The sequence below is a fragment of the Streptomyces profundus genome (genome assembly GCF_020740535.1).
Classification (GTDB): domain Bacteria; phylum Actinomycetota; class Actinomycetes; order Streptomycetales; family Streptomycetaceae; genus Streptomyces; species Streptomyces profundus.
Window position 1 is genome coordinate 6,212,969 of sequence record NZ_CP082362.1, and the last position, 20,449, is coordinate 6,233,417.

Annotated in this window: 16 protein-coding genes; 5 read left to right on the top strand and 11 right to left on the bottom strand. The window is 73.5% G+C overall.

What is annotated here, in order from left to right; all coding sequences use genetic code 11:
• Positions 1-56: 56 nt before the first annotated feature.
• The 6 genes from K4G22_RS26880 to K4G22_RS26905 all read right to left on the bottom strand — a co-directional run bounded on the left by K4G22_RS26880 (position 57) and on the right by K4G22_RS26905 (position 10,395).
• Entirely contained in the window at positions 57-2,276 is a 2,220-nt protein-coding gene (locus K4G22_RS26880; protein WP_228083038.1) for an NADP-dependent isocitrate dehydrogenase, read from the bottom strand.
• A gap of 112 nt (positions 2,277-2,388) precedes the next feature.
• A complete protein-coding gene (locus K4G22_RS26885; RefSeq protein ID WP_228083039.1) occupies positions 2,389-3,678 on the bottom strand; it encodes a CHAT domain-containing protein in 1,290 nt (429 codons plus the stop codon).
• An 89-nt stretch (positions 3,679-3,767) separates the two neighbouring features.
• Positions 3,768-5,483: a tetratricopeptide repeat protein gene (locus tag K4G22_RS26890; RefSeq protein WP_228083040.1), complete on the bottom strand. Its 1,716-nt coding sequence runs from the start codon at positions 5,481-5,483 to the stop codon at positions 3,768-3,770.
• Entirely contained in the window at positions 5,477-7,858 is a 2,382-nt protein-coding gene (locus tag K4G22_RS26895) for a hypothetical protein (RefSeq protein WP_228083041.1), read from the bottom strand. Before K4G22_RS26895 ends, K4G22_RS26890 begins: the two co-directional genes overlap by 7 nt.
• Before the next feature lie 60 nt (positions 7,859-7,918).
• Positions 7,919-9,040: a hypothetical protein gene (locus K4G22_RS26900; protein WP_228083042.1), complete on the bottom strand. Its 1,122-nt coding sequence runs from the start codon at positions 9,038-9,040 to the stop codon at positions 7,919-7,921.
• Positions 9,037-10,395: a hypothetical protein gene (locus tag K4G22_RS26905; protein ID WP_228083043.1), complete on the bottom strand. Its 1,359-nt coding sequence runs from the start codon at positions 10,393-10,395 to the stop codon at positions 9,037-9,039. The genes K4G22_RS26900 and K4G22_RS26905 overlap by 4 nt, the downstream gene beginning before the upstream one ends.
• Before the next feature lie 117 nt (positions 10,396-10,512).
• On the opposite strand from K4G22_RS26905, the gene K4G22_RS26910 reads away from it, so the two are divergent.
• From K4G22_RS26910 to K4G22_RS26920, 3 genes are all read left to right on the top strand, one after another.
• Positions 10,513-11,955, top strand: a complete 1,443-nt coding sequence (locus tag K4G22_RS26910) for a PA2928 family protein (RefSeq protein WP_228083044.1) — start codon at positions 10,513-10,515, stop codon at positions 11,953-11,955.
• A gap of 51 nt (positions 11,956-12,006) precedes the next feature.
• On the top strand, positions 12,007-12,792 hold the full coding sequence (locus K4G22_RS26915; RefSeq protein ID WP_228083045.1) for a hypothetical protein: 786 nt from the start codon (positions 12,007-12,009) through the stop codon (positions 12,790-12,792).
• Positions 12,793-13,008: 216 nt separating this feature from the next.
• On the top strand, positions 13,009-13,923 hold the full coding sequence (locus tag K4G22_RS26920; protein WP_228084303.1) for a TroA family protein: 915 nt from the start codon (positions 13,009-13,011) through the stop codon (positions 13,921-13,923).
• A 73-nt stretch (positions 13,924-13,996) separates the two neighbouring features.
• On the opposite strand, the gene K4G22_RS26925 is transcribed toward K4G22_RS26920, so the two are convergent.
• Positions 13,997-14,962, bottom strand: a complete 966-nt coding sequence (locus tag K4G22_RS26925) for a sugar phosphate isomerase/epimerase family protein (protein ID WP_228083046.1) — start codon at positions 14,960-14,962, stop codon at positions 13,997-13,999.
• 257 nt (positions 14,963-15,219) lie between these two features.
• Here K4G22_RS26925 and K4G22_RS26930 point away from each other — a divergent pair, with 257 nt between their 5' ends.
• Together K4G22_RS26930 and gdhA are read left to right on the top strand one after the other, a co-directional pair.
• Positions 15,220-16,710: a beta-N-acetylhexosaminidase gene (locus tag K4G22_RS26930; protein ID WP_228083047.1), complete on the top strand. Its 1,491-nt coding sequence runs from the start codon at positions 15,220-15,222 to the stop codon at positions 16,708-16,710.
• A gap of 340 nt (positions 16,711-17,050) precedes the next feature.
• Positions 17,051-18,394 carry an NADP-specific glutamate dehydrogenase gene (gene gdhA / locus K4G22_RS26935; protein ID WP_228083048.1) on the top strand — a complete coding sequence of 448 codons (1,344 nt, stop codon included), beginning with the start codon at positions 17,051-17,053 and terminating at the stop codon, positions 18,392-18,394.
• Positions 18,395-18,424: 30 nt separating this feature from the next.
• Here the strand turns inward: gdhA and K4G22_RS26940 are convergent, their stop codons facing one another.
• The 4 genes from K4G22_RS26940 to K4G22_RS26955 form a co-directional block, all read right to left on the bottom strand.
• The gene (locus tag K4G22_RS26940; RefSeq protein WP_228083049.1) at positions 18,425-18,811 is read right to left on the bottom strand and encodes a TraR/DksA family transcriptional regulator; all 387 of its coding nucleotides are present in this window, start codon (positions 18,809-18,811) and stop codon (positions 18,425-18,427) included.
• Between the two features lie 65 nt (positions 18,812-18,876).
• Positions 18,877-19,497 carry a dihydrofolate reductase family protein gene (locus tag K4G22_RS26945; RefSeq protein ID WP_228083050.1) on the bottom strand — a complete coding sequence of 207 codons (621 nt, stop codon included), beginning with the start codon at positions 19,495-19,497 and terminating at the stop codon, positions 18,877-18,879.
• Entirely contained in the window at positions 19,497-20,003 is a 507-nt protein-coding gene (locus K4G22_RS26950) for an SRPBCC family protein (protein WP_228083051.1), read from the bottom strand. Before K4G22_RS26950 ends, K4G22_RS26945 begins: the two co-directional genes overlap by 1 nt.
• A gap of 3 nt (positions 20,004-20,006) precedes the next feature.
• Positions 20,007-20,348 carry an ArsR/SmtB family transcription factor gene (locus K4G22_RS26955; protein WP_228083052.1) on the bottom strand — a complete coding sequence of 114 codons (342 nt, stop codon included), beginning with the start codon at positions 20,346-20,348 and terminating at the stop codon, positions 20,007-20,009.
• Positions 20,349-20,449: the final 101 nt, after the last annotated feature.

Below are 20,449 nucleotides of genomic sequence, written 5' to 3' on the forward strand. Positions count from 1 at the left end.
TCGCGCGAACGAACGAACCCGCCGCACCAGTGGTGCGGCGGGCGTTTCGCTCAGGCTCAACCCAGCGTGGAGATGGCCTCGTTGAACGTCTTCGACGGGCGCATCACGGCCGCCGCCTTGGCGGCGTCCGGCAGGTAGTATCCGCCGATGTCGACCGGCGAGCCCTGCACGGCGACCAGCTCGGCGACGATGGTCTCCTCCTGCTCACCCAGGGTCTTGGCCAGCGCCCCGAAGGCCTCGGCCAGCGCCGGGTCCTCGGTCTGGGCGGCCAGCTCCCTGGCCCAGTACAGCGCCAGGTAGAAGTGGCTGCCCCGGTTGTCGATGCCGCCCAGGCGACGGCTGGGCGACTTGTCCTCGTTGAGGAACGTGGCGGTCGCCCGGTCCAGCGTGTCGGCCAGGATCTGGGCCCGCGCGTTGCCCGTCCGCTGGGCGAGGTGCTCGAAGCTGACCGCGAGGGCCAGGAACTCGCCCAGGCTGTCCCAACGCAGATAGTTCTCCTTGACCAGCTGCTGCACATGCTTGGGCGCCGAGCCGCCGGCCCCCGTCTCGAAGAGGCCGCCACCGTTGATCAGCGGGACCACGGAGAGCATCTTGGCGCTGGTGCCCAGCTCCAGGATCGGGAACAGGTCGGTCAGATAGTCACGCAGCACATTGCCGGTGACCGAGATGGTGTTCTCGCCCCTGCGGATGCGCTCCAGGGAGAGCGCGATGGCGTCCACGGGCGCCAGGATCTCGATCCGCAGGCCCTCCGTGTCGTGCTCGGGCAGGTAGGCGCGGACCTTCTCGATCAGGCTGGCGTCGTGCGCGCGGGTCTCGTCCAGCCAGAAGATCGCCGGGTCCCCGGTGGCGCGGGCGCGGTTGACGGCCAGCTTGACCCAGTCGCGGACCGGAACATCCTTCGTCTGGCACATCCGCCAGATGTCACCGGTGCTGACCTCGTGCTCCAGCACCACGGCACCCGAGCCGTCCACCACGCGCACCGTGCCGTCGGCCGGGATCTCGAAGGTCTTGTCGTGGCTGCCGTACTCCTCGGCCTTCTGCGCCATCAGCCCGACGTTGGGCACCGAGCCCATGGTCGAGGGGTCGAAGGCGCCGTTGGCGCGGCAGTCGTCGATGGCCACCTGGTAGATGCCGGCGTAGCTGCTGTCCGGGATGACGGCCAGCGTGTCGGCCTCCGCCCCGTCCGGGCCCCACATGTGGCCCGAGGTGCGGATCATCGCGGGCATCGAGGCGTCCACGATGACATCGCTGGGGACATGCAGGTTGGTGATGCCCCGGTCGGAGTCCACCATGGCCAGCTCCGGTCCCGCGGCCAGCTCGGCGTCGAACGAGGCCTTGATCTCGGCGCCCCGCGGGTGGCTCTCAAGGCCCTTGAGGATGCTGCCCAGGCCGTCGTTGGGGCTCAGCCCGGCGGCGGCGAGGGTCTCGCCGTGGGCGGCGAAGGTCTTCGGGAAGAAGGCGCGCACCACATGGCCGAAGATGATCGGGTCGGAGACCTTCATCATGGTGGCCTTCAGATGCACGGAGAACAGCACGCCCTCGGCCTTGGCACGGGCGATCTGCGCGGTCAGGAACTCCCGCAGCGCCGCGACCCGCAGCACCGAGGCGTCCACGATCTCGCCGTCCAGCACCGGTACGGACTCGCGCAGCACCGTGCTGGTGCCGTCCGCCGCCGCCAGCTCGATGCGCAGCGACGTCGCGGCGGGGATGATCGCCGAGCGCTCGCTGGTGCGGAAGTCGTCGGCGGTCATATGCGCCACATTGGTCCTGGACTCGGCCGACCAGGCGCCCATCCGGTGCGGGTGGGTCCTGGCGTAGTTCTTCACCGAGGCGGGGGCGCGGCGGTCGGAGTTGCCCTCGCGCAGCACCGGGTTGACGGCGCTGCCCTTGACCTTGTCGTAGCGGGCGCGCACCTCCCGCTCCTCGTCGGTGCGCGGCTCGTCCGGGTAGTCCGGCAGGTCGTAGCCGCGCTCCCGCAGCTCGGCGACGGCCGCCTTGAGCTGGGGGATGGATGCCGAGATGTTCGGCAGCTTGATGATGTTCGCCCCGGGGGTCCCGGCCAGCTCGCCCAGCTCGGCGAGGGCGTCCTCGACGCGCTGACCCTCGTCGAGCCGCTCGGGGAAGCTGGCGATGATCCGGCCCGCCAGCGAGATGTCACGGATCTCCACACGGACCCCGGCGGTCGCGGCATAGGCCTCGACCACCGGCAACAGGGAATACGTCGCCAGGGCCGGGGCCTCGTCGGTTTGTGTGTAGATGACGGTCGACTCAGTCACCGGATGCTCCACTCCACGTCTGCAACATTGCTCGACATCAAGATATCTCGTGCCGCCGCCGGACTCGACAGCCGCTCCCCACGGGGCCCGCGTCGCGGGCGTCGGCCAGGCCCTATCCGTGGGTGGTGGTGAACGCGGCCCAGGTGAACGGGGCGTCGGCGAGGTCCCCGTGCCGGCGCCAGCGCACGGCCCGCTCGCGCTGCCAGTCGTTGAGCGCGACCACCGGATCGGGGGCGTCCTGCGCCGCGTCCACGGCGATCACGGACGCCGGCACCACCGTGGTCCCGGGGGCTGCGCCGGCGGCGAAGCGGCGCACCCCCTCGTCGGTCGGCAGCGTCCAGCGGGTCGACACCACATACTCGGCGCCGGTGTGGATCGCCGCCGCCACCAGCCCCGTCGGCTCGGCGAACCGCACCTCGCCGCCGCTCTCGCAGGCCACCAGCGCCACCCGGTTGGGCATCCGCCACGGCCTGGGGTCGTCCGGGCGGTGGCCGAGCACCAGATCGGCGGCGGTCAGCGGCCGGTGCCCGCCGAGCGGGGCGGCCCGCCCGGTGCTGTCCACGCCGCAGCCCAGATGGAGCCGCGCGTCCAGGCCGTGGTCCGCCGTGGTCACATGCCCCACATAGAGGAACCTGGACGCCTCCGCCAGCAGCGGCTCCAGCACCTCCCTGCTCAGCCCGGGGCGGCGGAAGGCGTCCGCCGCCGACCCCGTGGGGCGCAGCCGTTCGCCGAGCCGGGTCACCATCGCGGCCAGCGGCGAATCCGCCGCGACCGGGCCCAACACCGAGCCGAGCCCGGTGTGGTCGGCGAACCCCGGCACCCTGGGGTCGAGCGCCGCCACCACGGGCCCCTCCGGCCGCCACGGGGAGATCCGGCGCTCGGGCGAGTGCCGCACCGTGGCGGGCGGCAGCGTGGCCACGTCCAGGACCTCGACGAGGCGCTCCTCGTCGTCCACGCGCAGCGCCTCCCAGGGCACCTGGCCGGTCGAGGGCGACGGCTGGACGCGCAGCCGGGGCCGGATGCCGCGCTCCACCAGCAGGCGCAGCTCGGCGCCCAGCGGATACGGGATCAGCGCCGTGGTCAGCCGGCCGAGCAGATCGCTCTCCCGTGCCACGTCCACCAGCGGGCCACGGGTCAACGCCCTGGTCAGCGCCTCCTCGATGGTCTCGCCCGGCAGCGGGGTCGGCAGCGCGCGGGCCAGCTCGTCCAGCACCCCGGCCACCTCGCTCCGCTCGAAGAGCATGACCCGGGGCTCGTCGGGGGCGTGCTCCCAGCGCCAGGTGAGATAGAGGTCGCCCGCGTCCACGTACTTCAGCTGAACCGTCGGTTGGAAGGTGTGGACGGTGCCGTCCAGGTTCTCCACCACGCGGAGGTCGAGCGGGGGGTTGGCCGACTTTCTCACCGTGTTCTCCTCTGCCTGGTCCGCACCCCGGTGCGGTTCTCGTCCCGTCGGCCAGCTGTTTTCGGCCAGTGTTCGGCGGTGCTCGCCGGTCACCAGACCGGCAGCCGGTCGTCCGAGCGGATCCGGCGGCCGTAGCGCTCCTCGCCGGCCTCGATCCAGTGGTCCAACTCGGTCTCCTCGGCGTCGAAGATCCGCAGCCGGGGCGGCAGCGCGAAGCGCGGCGCGGGGAACGCGTCCGAACCGCCCTGGCTCCCCGTCCAGACCATCGAGGCGGCGAACGCCCCGACGCCCGCCTCGGCCGGGACGGGGAACGGCTCCGGCACGATCGCCCCCGGCGAGGAGTCCGTCAGCAGCCCCCGGACGTCGTCCGCGAGAGGACGCGGCGCCCGGTCGAGCACCAGCGTGCTGGACGCGGCGAGGTTCTCGACCAACTCCATGGCGAGCCGGGGCTGTTGGAGGAGCGTCAGAATCCGCAGCGTCACCGTCACCGCCGGCCCCGTGACCTCCCGCGACCACCGCTCCCTGGTCGGCCCCGGCGGGAAGCCGTGCCGCATCGCGTCGGTGGCCAGCGCCGCTGGCAGCGCCAGGTTGAGCGCGGCCCCCAGCCGGCGCTCCCGCTCCTTGCGGCGGACCGCGAACCGCAGCGTCTCGATCACCACCCGGGCCCGCCGCACATCGATCCGGGCCGTGTCATGCAGCCTGCCCGCCGCCACACAGTGAGCCCGCGCGGCCAGATAGTGGTCCTCGGCCAGCTTGAAACGCAGCGCGCACGCCGCGATATCGCCCGCCAGCAGCTCGCACTCGACCAGCGCCGACACCTCGCCGACCCGCTCCAGCGGCGGCGCCGCCTCCCGCAGGATCTTCCGGGCGCGCAGCGGCCGGCCACGCAGGAAGGCCACCAGCGCCTCCCCGAACCTGGCGCCGGCCGCCTGGTGTTCGGCACCGAGCCCGGAGTACGCCCGACGCGCCTGCTGGAAACGCCGCTCGGCCTCCCCGAGACGGCGCCCCTCCAACGCCACCCGCGCCAGGTTCTCCTCCAGCAGCGCCAGCGCCGAGGGGTCGCCGGCCAGCTCGTGGAACTCCCCGGCCTGCCGCAGACGCGCCAGGGTGCCGGCCGCGTCGCCCGAACGCTGCGCCAGCAGGCCCAGGTTGGTGTAGGCGTGCCCGGCGAGCCGTGGCTCCCGCTCAAGCGCCAGGGCCAGCGCCCGCTGGATCTCGGCCTCCGCCTCGGCATAGCGCTCCAGGCCGATCAGCACACAGCCCCTGGTGTTGTGCAGATGGAAACCGAGCAGCGCTGCATGGCCGGTGTAGGGGCCCGTGGAGAGCGTGGCGGCGCGGTCGCAGTCGGCCAGCGCGTCCTCGAACCGGCCCGGCACCTGAAGCGTCTGCGCCCGGTTGATCAGCACGCTGACCAGCACGGCGCTGGTGGAGCGCGTGTCGCCCAGCAGGCGTTCCGCCGCCTCGCCAGCCGCCAGCGCCTCGTCGGCCAGCCGCAGCGCCTCGGCCACCTCGCCCCTGCCCTCGGCGAGCGCGGCGAGGTTGCCCAGCACCCGGGCGCGCAGATCCAGCCCCTCACCGTCCACGTCCGGCACCTCGGTGGCCCGCAGCGCCCGTTCCAGCAGGGGCACCGCTCGCTTCCCACCGTTGCGCCCGTGCCGCACCACGGCCTTGTTGACCAGCGCGGCGTGCTCCGCCCAGCGCGGGCCGTAGGGCACCCCGGCACGGACGCCGAGCACTCCGTCCAACTCGGCCTCCGTCGGCCCTCCGGCGCCGTCGCCGGGCACCTCGCGTCGCTCGCTCACCATGCGCGCACCACCTCGGCGGAGCGGATCGGGAAGCCATAGCGTTCCTCGGCCCGCTCGATCCACGGCTCCAGCGGCGACGGCACCTCAGTCGCCACCCGGACCCGGGGCGGCAGCGCCAGCTGGGGCGCGGGGAACGCCTCGTCGCCCGTGGACACCAGGCCGAGCCCGGCAGCGGCATAGGAGAGCTGGTCGTTCGTGAGGGGGGCGGGCGTCGGCAGCGGCACCGTCAGCACATCGGGGGGCCCGGCGCTCGGGACGCTCGCGGCCGGCTCGTGCAGGCGCAGCGAGACGGTCGCCGCGAGGTGGTCGAGCAGCGCGACGCCCAGCGCCGCGTCCCCGAGGCTCCGGATGGCGAGCAGCGCCGCCCGGGTGGCGGGGGCGGCGGCCAGCGCCACCCAGCGCTCCCGGGCGACGCCGGCCGTGAAGAACTGGCGCGCCGCCTCGGCGGCCAGGGCCGCCGGCACCGCCAAGTCCAGCGCCGTGTCCAGCAACGGGGCACGCTGGGCCTCGTCGGCCAGATCCGCGGCCCAGTTGATATGCGTGTGGGCCCGCCACCAGTCCACGGTCAGCGCGAGATGCCAACCGTAGTGGTCCTGCCCGAGGCGCCGGGCGGTCAGCAGACAGCGCTCCGCCTCGGCGTGGTTGTCGAGCGCGGCATGGGCGCTGCCCGCCACCTGGTGGAAGGCGATCTCCACCAGCGGCGTCCGGCCCTCGCCCCACTCGTCGAGGGCCTGTCGCAACAGCGCCAGGCCCTCCTCCGCCCGGCCCGAGCTCACCGCAACCGCCGCCCGGCCATGCCGGCAGGCCGCGCGCATCTGGGCGGCGCCCTCCGGGGGCAGCAGCGCCTCCGCCGCGTCGTAGTGCCGCCGCGCCTCCTCGGGGCGCTCCGCCAGATAGTCCAGGCGCCCCAGGCTCACCAGGGTCGCCACCTCGCCCTCGGTCTCGCCCAGCGCCGCGAACAGCTCCCTGGCCAGCCGCAGCCGGGTCGCGCTGGTCTCGTTGTCGCCGATGCCGCTCGCCTGTTCGGCCAACATCACATACGCGCGGGGCGCCAGCCACGGCGCGTGCTCCTGCGCCAGGGCCAGCGCGCGCTCGCCCTCGTCGGCGGCCTCGGCGAACCGTCCCGTCACCATGAGCAGCGTGGTCCGCAGCAGCCGCCACCACACCTCGGCCGCGTGCCGCCCCGCGCCCAGCGAGGGCAGGAGCTCCTCGACGCGCGCCAGCTCGGCCAACGCCTCGGCGTGGCGGCCGAGTTCGCGCAGCATGGCGGCGCGCAGCTGGCGTGCCTGCGCCAGCACGGCCGCCGCGCCGTGGTCGGCGCCCACCGCCGTGACCACCGTGACCAGCGCCTCCACCGCCTCCTCGGCGAACCCCAGCGCGCCCTCCGCGTCCCCACGGGTGCTGGCGATCCCGGTGCGGTTGATCAGCACGTTGGCACGGCAGAACAACGCGTCGAGGCCACCCCCGACCGTCCGGGTGGCACGTTCCGCCGCCTGGAACAGGCCGTCGGCCTCGGCGAGTTGATGGGTGGCGACATGCCGCACCCCCTCCAGGTTCAGCGCCACGGAACGACGCCAACGCGGGCCGAGCGGCCAGGGCGCCAACTCGGCGCGGGAGCCGGGGGCGAGCACCGCGGGATCGGGCGCGCCGTCGTCCGCGCCCACCATCACGATGCCGTCCGCCGTCCCCCACTCCTCGGCCGTCAGCGCCGGATCCTCGGCGATCCGGCGGAACTCCTCGGCAGCCTCCGGGTTGTCGCAGGCCAGCGCGATCCGGGCCAGGTTGTCGCAGGGGTAGACGGCCAGTTCGGGGCGGAACGCCAGCGCGATGTCCAGCGCGATCAGCGCCTCCTGCTCCGCCTCGGCCAGCTCGCCGGTGACCATCCACAGCGTGGTGCGCGCGCCATGCAGCGTGAACGCCAGCAGATCGCCCGGCTCCGGCAGCTCGTCGGCGACCGCGAAGGCCCGCGCCAGATCGGCGTCGGCCGCCGTCGGCCGGCCGGTCGACATCGCCAACTGGGCGCGGGACACCAGCGAGTTGACCAGCGTGGCCTGGGCCCCGGCATAGCCGCCCAGGCCGGCGGACAGCTCGACGGACTCGGTGATCAGCCGCTCCGCCTCGGCCAGGTCGCCTTCCGCCTCGGCCACTCCGGCCATGTTGGTGGCCGTGGTGGCCCGGTGCAGCAGGCCCTCCTCGTCCACGTCCTGGACCTGGGTCTCGGCGTAGGCCGCTGCCAACGGACTCCGGGCGTGGTGCGGTCGGCCGTCCTGGAGGAGCAGGGTGCCCTCGTTGTGCAGATCCCGCCAGCGGTGCCAGCGGGGCGAAGCGGCCCCCACGCCCGGCAGGCCCACCGGCTCCTTCTCCTCGTCGGCCATGCCGACCCCTCCCGCCTCTCCGGTTCCCCTGGCCGCCCGACGACGGCCAGCTCCCGTGCCTCAGCCCTCGTCGTGCCCCAGCAGCGCCGCGGCCCGCTCGGCGAGCGAGCCGTCCGGCGCGGCCAACCGGGCCCGCGCATACGCGATCACCGCCGACTGGCGCTCGACCAGCTCGGCGGCCGGCGCGGGTTCGGCCCCGGCCGGCGCGAACTCCGGCGCCCAGACGACGACGCGGCGCCGCGCCGCCGGCACCAGCAGCGCGGTCGGCTCCACCGCCCCCGCGCCGACGAACTCCCGCCCGTCGTCCGACATCCCCAGCTCGAACTCGACCCCGTCGCCGCGCGCCCGCAGCGGCGCCGCCGCCTCGACCGGGGCGCCAGGCGCGCGGGGCACCGCCACCTCAAGCAGCGAACGGTCCTGCCGCCGCACCAGGGCCCAGCGCAGCTCGGCGCCCGCGTCCACCAGACCCGCGGGCACCAGCGTCCAGTCCACGGGGCCGCCGCCGCGCGGCCCGCCGAGGCCGTCGCCGACCGCGCCGCCGGCGGCCAGCGCCCAGGCCGCCGGCCGTGGCTCGGCGCGCGCCGGCGCGGTGGGCGGCACCCCCCACGCCTCCGCGACCTCCGCCAGCCGCTGGGCCAACTCCATGGCCTGATCGCCCAGTTCGGGGTGGTCGAACAGCGCCGCCAGCGCGGCCGGCGGATGCCCGGACGCGGTGGCCCGCAGCAGCAGCCGCTCCACCGCGTCCTCGTCGTCCAACAGCTCCTCCACATCGGCGGCGACGACCGCCGCCTCGACGAGCCGCAGCGCGGCCGGCAGCGCCGGCACGCCGGCCACGAAGGAGGCCGGCCACCACGCCTCCTGCCAGCCGAGCAGGGCCAGCCGCCGCAGCGCCAGCGCCACGGGCGAGCGACCCGCGTCGGGAGGCAGCGCGACCTCGGCGAGCGCTTCGCCGTCGGAGACGGCCAGCACCGCGTCCGCGGCCGAGCCGTAGACCTGCCACAGCCAGTCGGCGGCCGGCGCCGGATCGTGGATCTCGGCCGCCGGCACCGGCGCTTCGGCCGTCACGTCCCAGGTCAGCACCGCGCCCCTGGCCTCGACCAGCGCCGTCCACTCCGGATGCGTCGGCGGCGCCCCCACCCGCAGCGCCCCGTCGACCCGCCGCACCCGCACCGTCCCGCTCATGGCCGACGCTCCTCGCCGCTCGGCGAGTCGGCCGGCGAGTCGGTGGCCGGGCCGGTCGGTGGGTCGGCCGGCCCGCCGGAGACCGCGGCCCGATCCAACACCGCGCGCAGCCGGTCACGTTGGTCCATGATCACGGAGCGGAGCACCCCGTCCAGCAGATCCCACAGCACCTCGGCGGCCAGCGGCTCGCCGCGCAGCTCCCGGCCGTGCAGCCGCACCCACAGCCGACGCAGATACGCCTGCCGCACCTCAAGAACGCCGGCGCCGGCCGGCCGGGGCAGGCGCAGCGCGCGGTGCACGAAGGGCTCGCGCCGCCAGCGGGCCGCCAGCCGGACCGCCGCGTCCGTGCCCGCCGCGTCCGTGCCCGCCGTGCGTTCCGGATCCAGCCCGGCGCTGGCCCGCCGCCCCAGCACCATCGCGAGCCGCCCCGCCTCGTCGGCCAACTGCCAGGGCGCCGCCGAACGGTGGATCTCCTGCCGGACCAGGGCCGGCAGGCCCGGCATGGTGGACCGGTGGAACGTGGCGGTGAACCCGGCGAAGAGCCGCTCGAAGACGGAACGGTCGAACGGCGGCGGCAGGTTCCGCTTGGAGGCGCGCTCGCCCAACTCCGGGGCCACCACCCGCTCCCGCCTGGTCAGCCCACAGTCCAGGGCGGCGCCGGGCGCCGCCAGCGAGGCCGCGTCCCGCGAGCCGAGCCCCTGGGCCAGCAGCGCGGCCAGCAGCGCCCGGTCCGGGCCGGAGGCGAGCTGGTCCAGCAGCGCCGCCAACTCCGGCGGATCGGCCGGGACCTCCGCGCCCTGGTCGGTGGCCGCGCGGGCCGCCCAGGCGGCCGTCAGCTCCGCGCGTAGCGCCGCGGCCTGGGCCGGGTCGGTGACAAACCGGCGCAGCGCCTCCACGGTCAACTCGCCGGCCGCCTCGCGGATCTCGTCGACCACCTCGGCGGCCACCCGCGGCGCGTCGGCGCCCGGCGGGCCCAGCGTGCTCGCCAACTCGTAGCAGCGCTGGAAGTAACGGTCCTGCGGGTTGCCCTCGGTGATCCGGGCGGCGCGCCTGGCCCGCTTCAGCTGGGTGAACCAGGCGGCGGTCGCGGCCAGTCTCGGGCCGGCCTCGCGCAGCGTGGCGCGCAGCTCGTCGACGTGCTCGCCGCGCACCGGGCCGGCCGCGAACCTGGGGTTGAGCACGGGGCGCAGCACCAGCGGATCGAGCAGCAGTTTCACCGTGCGGGCCAGCGGCTGGCCCAGGCCGTTGCTCAACGGCGCGACGTCCGCGCCGAACTCGGCCCAGACCTCGGCGATCAGCAGCGCCCTCGGCACGGTCGCCGGCGCGCGGGCGGTGGTGGCGGTCGCGGGGGACATGCTCGCATGGTAACCGGCTCGATCTGCGCGGTGATCCCGTTGGCCGTTTCTGTGATCGGTAGCTGTCGGACGTCCGCCACCTTGGAACTCTCAAGCCCTCGACGGGAGGAGAGGACCGTGCGACACCAGGCGACCCACGCGGCGTCGGCCGGCGGATCGAGCCGGTGGAACCCGCCGCGCGTACCGGGGCGGATCACCTCGCCCTACGGCACGCCGAACGAGCCGCGTATCCCCGCTCCGGTCCGATCGAGGCGCGGTTTCGGCCTGCGCTTCGCCCTGCTGCCGCTGGGCATCACCGGCCTCGTCTTCGGCACGATCTGGACGGCCATGCCCGACCCCACCGTCTCCATCCAGCCGGGGCTCGGCATCGCCGCCACCCCGAGGGGCGCGCTGGCGCTGGTGCCCTACGAGCGGGACGGCAACACCAACCCCGTCCAGATGATGTTCGGCGACATGTGGCAGAAGCGGCTGGTCGCGGTGGACCTGAGGACCGGCGACCGGGTCTGGGACGTCCGCCTCTCCGACGAACTCATCTGGGAGGCGGCCGTGTTGGCGACCAGCCCGGAGTATGTCTACCTCGTCACCGACGACGGGCTGCGGATCGTCGACCTGCTCGACGGCTCGACCGTGGCGCACCCGGACGAGATCCCGGGCCTCGGCGCCGACTACATCGCCTCGGACGACGCCTACGCCTACGACAGCGCCCGCCGGATGGTGGTCGCCCTGGACATGATGGGCGAGGTGCGCGGCATTCCGCTGGGCGGGATCGAGGCGGTGCCCGCCGACGAGGACACCGCGGCCACCTGGGCCGATCGCCTCGGCGACAGCGCGTTGAACGTGGACGAGCAGGCCACCACCGGGAGTTCGGCGTCGGCGGGCGACTGGGGCTCCCTCGCGATGATCCCCAGGTCACCCGGTGCCCCCGCCAGCACGCTGGTGCTCACCGACCCGGAGCGCCGGGAGCGGCAGTTGGGCGGACAGGTCTTCCGGGAGGGGGAGATCCTGCTCACCTCCGGGCTGCGGGCGGCGATGGCCGACGCCGTCGGCCTGGAGGGCGTGGACTCCCTGCCGGCCGAGGAACTCACCGAGCAGCTCGTCGACCTGCTGCCCGACGGCATGCCGCCCGGGGTGACCGACCAGTTGCGCGAGCAGCTGGAGGCGGCGCTCGACACCGGCGCCGACGGGCTGCCGGGGCTTCCAGGGCTGCCGGACACGGCGTGGCTGCCCGGTCTCCCCGGCGCCGCCAACCTGGACGAGCCGACGCTGGTCGCCATGGGCGCGGACCAGGGGCATGTGCTGATCCAGGACGCGGCCGACGCGGCGGGGGAGAACTACCGGCTGACGGTGGTCTCCCTGGAGACCGGCGAGGTCCTCTCCAGCCGCGTCATCGGGGAGAAGCTCGGCAACCCCCTCTCGGCGCCCGGCGGTCAGAGCGTGCTCCCCGCCGCGGGCCCCGACGCGCGGCTGAGCGACCTCGACGAGCTGCTGCTGGTCGGCCCGGACGGCTCCCTCCGGGTGGTCTCCATCGGCGGCACCGACTTCTTCGGCAACCCGAACTGACCGAGCACGTACTGACAACCCGTACTGCTCGAACAAATCTCGAAAGGAACAATGACCATGAAGGTGTTCGCCTGGCTGCTCGCCGCGATCGGCGTCGCGCTCAGCATTCCCTATGTCCTGACCGGTCTCGCGGGGGACGACGGCCTCGCCTGGCTGAACGGCTGGCTGGTCGGCCCGGCGCTGTTGATCTTCTTTGTGCCGCACCTCTTCACCGTGGGCCGGATGCTGGAGGGCGCGACCGGCGTCAAGGTGTCGAAGAAGTTCCGCGACGCGCCCATCGGCATGGGCACCGTCGTGTCGATGGAACGCACCGGGCTGACCGTCAACGACCAGCCGCAGATGGACATCCTGCTCGATGTCGACACCCTGGACGGCCAGTCCTTCCGCGGGGTGGCCAGGCAGCTCGTCGACCTCACGGAGCTGGCGCTCGTGGTGCCCGGCACCGTGGTCCCGGTGCGCTACCTGCCCGGCAGCACGGACGGCAAGGTCGCGCTCGCCACCGACGCGCCGCCGGACGAGATGCAGGCGGCCATCAACCGGGTCAGGGTGGCCAAGGGGGAGATGACCCCCAAGCAACTGCGGATCGCCGAGGCCGGCTACCTGACCCGCGCCGTGGTCCTTGAGATGCGGCCCACCGGCGAGGTGGAGGGCAACCGTTCGGTGCTGGTGTACACGCTGCGGGTGTCCCGCCCCGACGGCTCCTCCTTCGACATCGAGCAGAGCAAGGCCGTGCCGCCCTCGGCGATCCCGCAGCTTCAGCCGGGGATGGTGGTCAAGGCGCAGTACCTGCCGCACGACGAGTCCGAGGTCGTGGTGGCCATCCGCGCCAACGCCTGAGCCGGCGCGGCGCCGCTCGCGCGCCGGCGCGGGGACGCCCGCCGCCCGCGCCCGGTTCGGCGCCGGGTGGGAGGCGAGGTCCCGGGGTGGGCAGGGATAGACCCGGACGCCGAGGCGGAGGGCCTGAGGCGAGCCGGTCTCCCGTCGTCATCGGAGGACCGGCTACCAGCGGGACCCGGGCGAGGCACCGGGATCACCCAGGGAAAGGGGCATCTCATGACGCGGGAACACATCGGGGCGACCGGCGGTGGGCCGGGGTGGGAGTTCGAGGACGATCGGGGGGTGCGGGTGACGCTGTCCCGTCCGCCGGAGCGGGTCGTCGGCTACGGGCAGATCGCGGCGGCGCTGTGGGACGAGGGGGTGCGTCCGGCCGGGCACTTCGGTTCGCAGCACGACGGGGACACCCCCGATCCGGCGAAGTCCGGGCTGCTGCCGCTGGACGAGGTCCCGTACTTCGGCGCGGGCGGCGCCCTGCACGTCGAGCGACTGCTGGCCGCCGAGCCGGAGTTGCTCGTCGGCGTGACCTATGACGGCAAGTCGCTCTACGGCGTGGACGAGCGGGTGGCCCAGGAGCTGGCGGCCCGGGTCCCGGTGGTCGCCCTGGACGTCGGCCCGGGGCGGGGCCTCGGCGAGGTGGCGGGGCGGCTGGTCGCCTTGGTCCGGTCCCTGGGCGTCACCGGGGACGTGGCCACGGCCGATGGCGCCGAGCAACTGACCGGCGCGGGGGAGCGGTTGCGCGCGGTGGCCGCCTCGGGCCCCGAGGTCAGGGTGCTGGCGCTGTCCCCAGCCGGTGCCGACGCCGCCTATCTGGCCAGGGGAACGGTCTGGCCCGATCTGCGGGCGCTGGCCGAGCACGGGGTGACGCTGGTCGCCCCGCCGGCGGGGGAGGGGACGAACTGGGCCGCCGGCGGCTGGGCGGATGCCCTGGCGCTCGCTCCCGGCATCGTGCTCACCGATGTGCGGGCCAACGCCGCCCGCCCGGACGTCTTCGAACACACCGACGGCTGGCGGGCGTTGGCGTCCTCGGCGGTGGTGGTGCCGTGGAATCCGGAGCTCCCGCCCAGCCGTTCGGCGCAGGCCAGGTTCTTCGACACCCTGGCCGGGGCCATCGGCCGGGCGCGCGGGGAGTGACCCGCGCGACGGGCGCCGGAGGCCGCCGCCTCCGGCGCCCGGTCGGGCGGGTCACTGCCGGTCGGCTGACGGGTCAGCAGCTGAGGTCGCGCAGATAGGCGTAGCCGACATCGGCCGTGTGCAGCGGGGTCACATCCGGGGTGTCGTTCTCCACGATGTACTCCCGCACCGGATGGGCGCGGAAGATCCGGGGGAAGTCGATCATGCCGGTGCCGGGGTCCGCCATGTCGCCGGTCTCCGGGTCGCGGTCCTTCACGTGGTACTGGAGGGTCCGCTGGGGCGCCGAGCGGATCACGTCCAGGGTGTAGCGCTCGGGGTCGTCGACGCCGTCGCCGCTCTCGATGGCGGCGGTGACGGCCCAGTAGATGTCGATCTCCAGATGGACCAGGCGCGGATCGAGCTCCGAGGTGAGGATCGACCAGGGCGTCAGCCCGCCGCCGAGGTCGGTGGTGAACTCGTGCGCGTGGTTGTGGTAGCCGTAACGCAGCCCGTAGCGGCGGGCCTTGGCCGCCTCGTGGTTCATCTGCTCGGCCCAGCGCCGCCAGTCGTCGGCGTCCTCCGAGGAGAGCCAGGGCACGTTGATGAAGGACTGCCCCAGCGTCCTGGCGTCCTTCAGCTTGGTCTTCAACTCCTCTTCGTCCGGGCTGATGTCGTTGTGGCTGGACGTGGCGCGGATGCCCAACTGGCGGTAGAAGGCGCGGAGTTCCTTGGCGGTCCGGCCGAAGAAGCCGAGCGCCTGCTCGACCCTCGGGTAGCCGGCGCCGGCGATATGGCGCAGTGAGTCGTCGAACCCCGGTTCGCCGGTCAGCGCGTCGCGCACGGTGTAGAGCTGGATGCTGATCCGGTCCCGTGGCACCCGGAGCCGGCCGCCGCCTCGGCGGGGCGCGGCCGAGGCCGCCGGCGCCGTCGCCACGCCGGCGGCGAGGGCCGAGGCGCCCAGCGCCCCGGCCGCCGCGCCGCGCAGCATCGCGCGTCTGCTGGGGGAGAGCCCGGCGCGGGCGGTGGCCAGCGCCTTGTCGTCAGAGATTCCGTAACACATGGGCGAGGTCCTGCCGTTCCTACGAGGTGCGAATCCTGCGTTCTGCACGACGGGCGGGACGCCTGCACCGCGTTCGCCACGGCGCACAACGTAGGAATGCCTTTGCCCCGCGTCAAGAGAAAGTTCCGCCTCTCCCGGCGAAAGTGCGCCCTGGGCGCCGCCGCATATTGGTACAGACCTTTTCGCCTGGGAGCCTTGGCAGCGGCCCCGGTGGCGGTTAGCGTCGAAGAGGCCCTACGAGATCTTGGAGTCGGCACGTGCGGGACGACGCGCAGCAGACGACGGCAGCCACCACCACCGAGAACACCGAAGGGGCACCGCCCCTCATCCCCCGCCCCGAGACGCTGCGGACGCGTCCGGGCCGCCTCGCCCTCGGCCCCGAGGCCGGCGTCCAGGCGCCGGACGGGGTCGCCGAGCTGGTCCGCGACTACCTCGGCCTCACCGGCTCGGGGCCCGGGATCGAACTGACCCTGCGGGACGACCAGAGCCTGGGCGACGAGGGCTACCGGCTGGTGATCGACGAGGACGGGGCGCGCGGCACCGCCGCCACGTTGACCGGCCTGGGCTGGGCGGTGCAGACCCTGCGTCAGCTCTGGCGCGACGGCGGGCTCCCGCTGGTCGAGATCGAGGACCGGCCGCGCTACCGCTGGCGCGGCTCGCATCTGGACGTGGCACGGCACTGGTTCCCGCTCTCCTTCCTCCGTCGCTATGTCGACCTGATGGCGCTCTACAAGCTCAACACGCTCCATCTCCACCTCACCGACGACCAGGGCTGGCGCTTCGAGGTGGCGCGCTATCCGCTGCTGACCGAGATCGGCGCGCACCGCACGGGAACGCCGGTCGGCCACGCCCGGGACGGGCGCAACAACTCCGTTCCGCACGGCGGCTTCTACACCCAGGGCGAGCTGCGCGAGCTGGTCGCCCACGCCGCCGCGCGCGGCGTGCGGATCATGCCCGAGATCGACGCGCCCGGCCATATGCAGGCCGCCATCTCCGCCTATCCCTGGCTCGGCAACGACCCCGAGCGCCAGCTGCCGGTGCGCATCGAGTGGGGCATCTCCCGTCATGTGCTCAACGCCCGCGAGCGGACGGTGGAGTTCGTCACCGATGTGCTGGACGAGCTGGTGGACGTCTTCCCGTTCGAGTATGTGCACATCGGCGGCGACGAGGTGCCGACCCACGAGTGGGTGGCCAGCGCCGAGGCGCGCGAACGGGCGGCGGCCGAGGGCCTGGCCGGCCCCGAGCGGCTGCTGGGCTGGTGGTCCGGGCGGCTGGCCGACCATCTGGCCAAGCGCGGGCGGCGGGTCGGCGTCTGGGACGAGCTGATCGAGGAGGGCGTGCCCGAGGGCGCCGCCGTCTTCGCCTGGCAGAACGTCGAACGGGTGGCGCTCGCCGAACGTTCGGGGCTCGACCTGGTCGCCGCCCCCGAGGAGCACACCTATCTGAACTACGCCGAGAGCGAGGGCCCGGACGAGCCGCTGGCCATCGGCGCCGGCCTGCCGCTTGAGAAGGTCTACGGCTATCGGCCGCCCGCCACCGCCCTGGGCGTCCAGGCGCAGTTGTGGAGCGAGTACCTGCCGACGACCGCGCTCGCCGAGTGGCAGGCGTTCCCCCGGCTGGGCGCCGTCGCCGAGATCGGCTGGTCCGCCGAGCCACGGGACCTCGCCGACTTCCGGCGCCGGCTGGCCGGCCACCTCCCGCTGCTCGACGCCCTCGGCGTCCACTACCGCCCGCCGTCCGCACCCTGAGCACGCCCAGCGCCCCGAGGCCCTGAGTGCCCTGAGTACCCCGAGGCCCTGAGCGCACGCCCCGGCACCCATCGTGCCGGGGCGCGCGCGTGCTGAGTCAGCGCTCAGGAAGCGTCGGCGACCGTTCAGAAAGAGGGCGCGCGAGGTCCCGCACGGCGCTCGGGTCGAGACCCTTTCGCGCCCGCCAGCTGGCTGTATACAGTGACGGGGGCGTGTTATCGCCCGAGCGCCCGAGCCAGCAGGCACAGCGTCGTGCCCTGTGCCAGGCTCGGAGCACGATCAGCCTCCCGACGGAACCCCCGCGTGGGGTCCTTTGGGATGCCAGGAGTTGGAGGACGCCGTGCCTTTGCACGAGAGGTCAGAGAGTGTCTACGCCGAGGTGCTGGCCAGGAACCCGGGGGAGGAGGAGTTCCACCAGGCCGTCCGGGAGGTCCTGGAGAGCATCGGCCCCGTCCTCGGCAAGCACCCCAGGTACACCGACGCGAAGATCGTCGCGCGCCTCTGCGAGCCCGAGCGCCAGATCATCTTCCGGATCCCCTGGGAGGACGACCGCGGCGAGATCCACATCAACCGCGGCTTCCGCGTCGAGTTCAACAGCACCCTCGGCCCCTACAAGGGCGGCCTGCGCTTCCACCCCTCCGTGCGTCTCGGCACCGTCAAGTTCCTCGGCTTCGAGCAGATCTTCAAGAACGCGCTGACCGGGCTGCCCATCGGCGGCGGCAAGGGCGGCGCCGACTTCGACCCCAAGGGCCGCTCGGACCGCGAGGTGATGCGGTTCTGTCAGAGCTTCATGACCGAACTGCACCGCCATATCGGCGAGTACACCGATGTGCCGGCCGGCGACGTCGGCGTCGGCGGCCGGGAGATCGGCTATCTCTTCGGCCAGTACAAGCGGATCACCAACCGCTACGAGTCCGGCGTCCTCACCGGCAAGGGGCTCACCTACGGCGGCGCCCAGGTGCGGGCCGAGGCCACCGGCTACGGCTGCGTCTTCTTCGTCCAGGAGATGCTGCTGGCCAGGGGCGACAGCCTGGAGGGCAAGACCGTCACGGTCTCCGGATCCGGCAACGTCGCCATCTACGCCATAGAGAAGGCCCACCAACTCGGCGCCCGGGTCGTCGGCTGCTCCGACTCCGGCGGCTATGTCCACGACGAGAAGGGCATCGACGTCGCCCTGCTCAAGGAGATCAAGGAAGAGCGCCGCGAGCGGCTCGACGTCTACGCGGACACCGTCCGGCACGCGAGGTTCGTGCCGGGCCGGCAGGTCTGGGACATTCCCAGCCAGGTGGCCCTGCCCTGCGCGACGCAGAACGAGATCACCGGCAAGGAGGCCGCGCTGCTCCTCGAGAACGGCTGCGTCGCGGTCGGCGAGGGCGCCAACATGCCCACCACGCCCGAGGGCATCCGGATCTTCCAGGACGCCGGCATCGCCTACGGCCCGGGCAAGGCGGCCAACGCTGGCGGCGTCGCGACCTCGGCACTGGAGATGCAGCAGAACGCCTCCCGCGACTCCTGGAGCTTCGACTACTCCGAGCGGCGGCTACAGGAGATCATGCGCGGCATCCACACCAGCTGCGCCGAGACCGCGGACGAGTACGGGATGCCGGGCAACTACGTGGCCGGTGCCAACATCGCCGCCTACACCAAGGTCGCCGACGCGATGCTCTCCCTCGGCCTGATCTGAGGCCCGGCCCGAGGCCGGCCACCGCCCCCCTCAGCGCCGCGCTCCGCTGGCGCAGGGTACGCAGGTGCGGGCGGTGGGGCGGGCGTCGAGGCGGGCTGGGGCGATCGGTTCGCCGCAGCGTTCGCACACCCGGTAGGTCCCCTCGCGCAGCCGTTCGGCGGCCAGGTCGAGCGCTTCGAGTTCGGCGCGCACCTGGTCCCTTCTGGCCCTGAGCTGTTCGCGCTCGAACGCCAGGGTCGAGCCCTCGGGATCGTGCTCGTCGTCGTTGTTGGTCCCGGCGGCGGCGTCGACCACGCCGTCCCAGAGCCGGGTGAGGGACGCGGCGAGCCGTTCCGCCTCGTCCCTGGCCCGCTCGATCCGCATCGCCGCCTCCCGGTCCTCGTCCGACGGCGGCGGGGGTGGTGTGCTCTGCTCCATACCGGGAGCAGAGCACACCACGCCCCGTATCGCGCGGGTCATCGGGGATGGCGGGTTCGGGACGGTCACCGCTCCCGGACGGCGTAGGTCACATGCGTCGCCCTCGGGGAGGGCTCGGCACGGACCTGCTCCAGGGCCACGCGGCCCGCGTCCACGCCCTCGAACAGGCGGACTCCGGAGCCGAACAGCACCGGGGACAGCGCGATCGAGAACTCGTCGACCAGGCCCGCGTTGACGTACTCCAGGATCGTCGCGCCGCCGCCGGCGACGCGGACGTCCCGGTCGCCGGCGGCCTCGCCGGCCTGGCCGAGCGCGGACTCGATGCCGTCGTTGACGAAGTGGAACGTGGTTCCGCCCGGCAGCTCCCAGGGGTCACGCCTCTCGTGTGTCACGACGAAGACCGGCGTGTGGAACGGCGCCTCCTCGGGCCACATCCGCTCGCCGGCGTCGAACATGCGCTTGCCCATCACGCTCGCGCCGGTGCGCTCGAACGTCTCCCGCACGATGTCGTTGTCGCGCCCCTCCTCGCCGCCCTCGCCCAGCTTCAGGTTCTCCCGGAAGAACCGCTGCGGGAAGACCCACCGCTGGAGTTCCATCCACTGCCGCCCCATCAACTCCTCGGAGGACTCGGGCGCGATGAAACCGTCCAGCGACATCGACACGCTGAAGAACACCTTGCCGGCCATCAGCCCTCGACTCCCTTCCGAAGGGTCTCGGTGACATAGGCGGCCAGGTTGCCCAGGGTCTGCCGGCCGCCCTCGACCGCGTGGTACTTCTCGACCGCCTCGTCGCGCAGCTCCTTGGTGGGGAACACCGTGAGCATCTCGACCCGGGTCGCCGCGCCGTCGGGCTCGAACGTTAGGACCGACTCGAAGGCGTTCGGGTCGTCCCGGGTCTCACCGTGGAGCATCGCGATCCGCTCCGGCGGGACGAGCTCGGTCCAGGAGATCCACTCCTGGTAGTCCGTCCCGTCCGGTCCGTGCATCACGAAGTCCCACGCCCCGCCGACGCGGAACTCGAACGCCCGGGTGGTGGTGGTGAACCCCTCAGGACCCCACCACCGCGACAGGTGCCGCACCTCCGTGAACGCCTCGAACACCAGCTCCCGGGGGGCGTCGACCACCCGGGAGATCACGATCTCGCGGTCGGCCGTCGCCGACCGCGCCGGCGTTCCCTCTCCTGGCGTGCTCATCAGCTACTCCGTTTCCCTTGTCTGCTTCAGGTCCCGCACATAGGCGTCCAGTCGGTCGAAGCTCTCGTTCCAGAACCGCTCGAAACCGCCGGTCCACTCGTGGACCGCGCGCAGCCCGTCGGCGTCAAGGCCGTACAGGCGCCGCTTGCCCGCCCTGCGGTCGCGCACAAGACCGACCTCCCGGAGCACCCGCAGGTGTTTGGACGCCCCCGGCTGGGTCATCCCCAACTCCTCGGCCAACTCGGTCACCGACCGCTCACCCGCCCGCAGCAGCACCAGGATCTCCCGGCGCTGCGGCTCGGCTATCGCGTTGAAGACGTCCGACGTCGTCGCTGCTCGTGCCATGCGACGATCGTATGCCGATATCGGCATACGTCAAGCCGGCGCCCGGGCGCCCGACCACCCCGGGGCGCGCCGGCGGGAAAACGACCCGCGGACCGCTCGGC

Coding starts and splice junctions, on each gene's coding strand:
- K4G22_RS26890 (WP_228083040.1), bottom strand. CDS start 5,483: ATGGTGAGCGAGCGACGCGAGGTGCCCGGCGACGGCGCCGGAGGGCCG.
- K4G22_RS26895 (WP_228083041.1), bottom strand. CDS start 7,858: ATGGCCGACGAGGAGAAGGAGCCGGTGGGCCTGCCGGGCGTGGGGGCC.
- K4G22_RS26900 (WP_228083042.1), bottom strand. CDS start 9,040: ATGAGCGGGACGGTGCGGGTGCGGCGGGTCGACGGGGCGCTGCGGGTG.
- K4G22_RS26905 (WP_228083043.1), bottom strand. CDS start 10,395: ATGTCCCCCGCGACCGCCACCACCGCCCGCGCGCCGGCGACCGTGCCG.
- K4G22_RS26915 (WP_228083045.1), top strand. CDS start 12,007: ATGACCATGAAGGTGTTCGCCTGGCTGCTCGCCGCGATCGGCGTCGCG.
- K4G22_RS26920 (WP_228084303.1), top strand. CDS start 13,009: ATGACGCGGGAACACATCGGGGCGACCGGCGGTGGGCCGGGGTGGGAG.
- K4G22_RS26925 (WP_228083046.1), bottom strand. CDS start 14,962: ATGTGTTACGGAATCTCTGACGACAAGGCGCTGGCCACCGCCCGCGCC.
- K4G22_RS26940 (WP_228083049.1), bottom strand. CDS start 18,811: ATGGAGCAGAGCACACCACCCCCGCCGCCGTCGGACGAGGACCGGGAG.
- K4G22_RS26945 (WP_228083050.1), bottom strand. CDS start 19,497: ATGGCCGGCAAGGTGTTCTTCAGCGTGTCGATGTCGCTGGACGGTTTC.
- K4G22_RS26950 (WP_228083051.1), bottom strand. CDS start 20,003: ATGAGCACGCCAGGAGAGGGAACGCCGGCGCGGTCGGCGACGGCCGAC.
- K4G22_RS26955 (WP_228083052.1), bottom strand. CDS start 20,348: ATGGCACGAGCAGCGACGACGTCGGACGTCTTCAACGCGATAGCCGAG.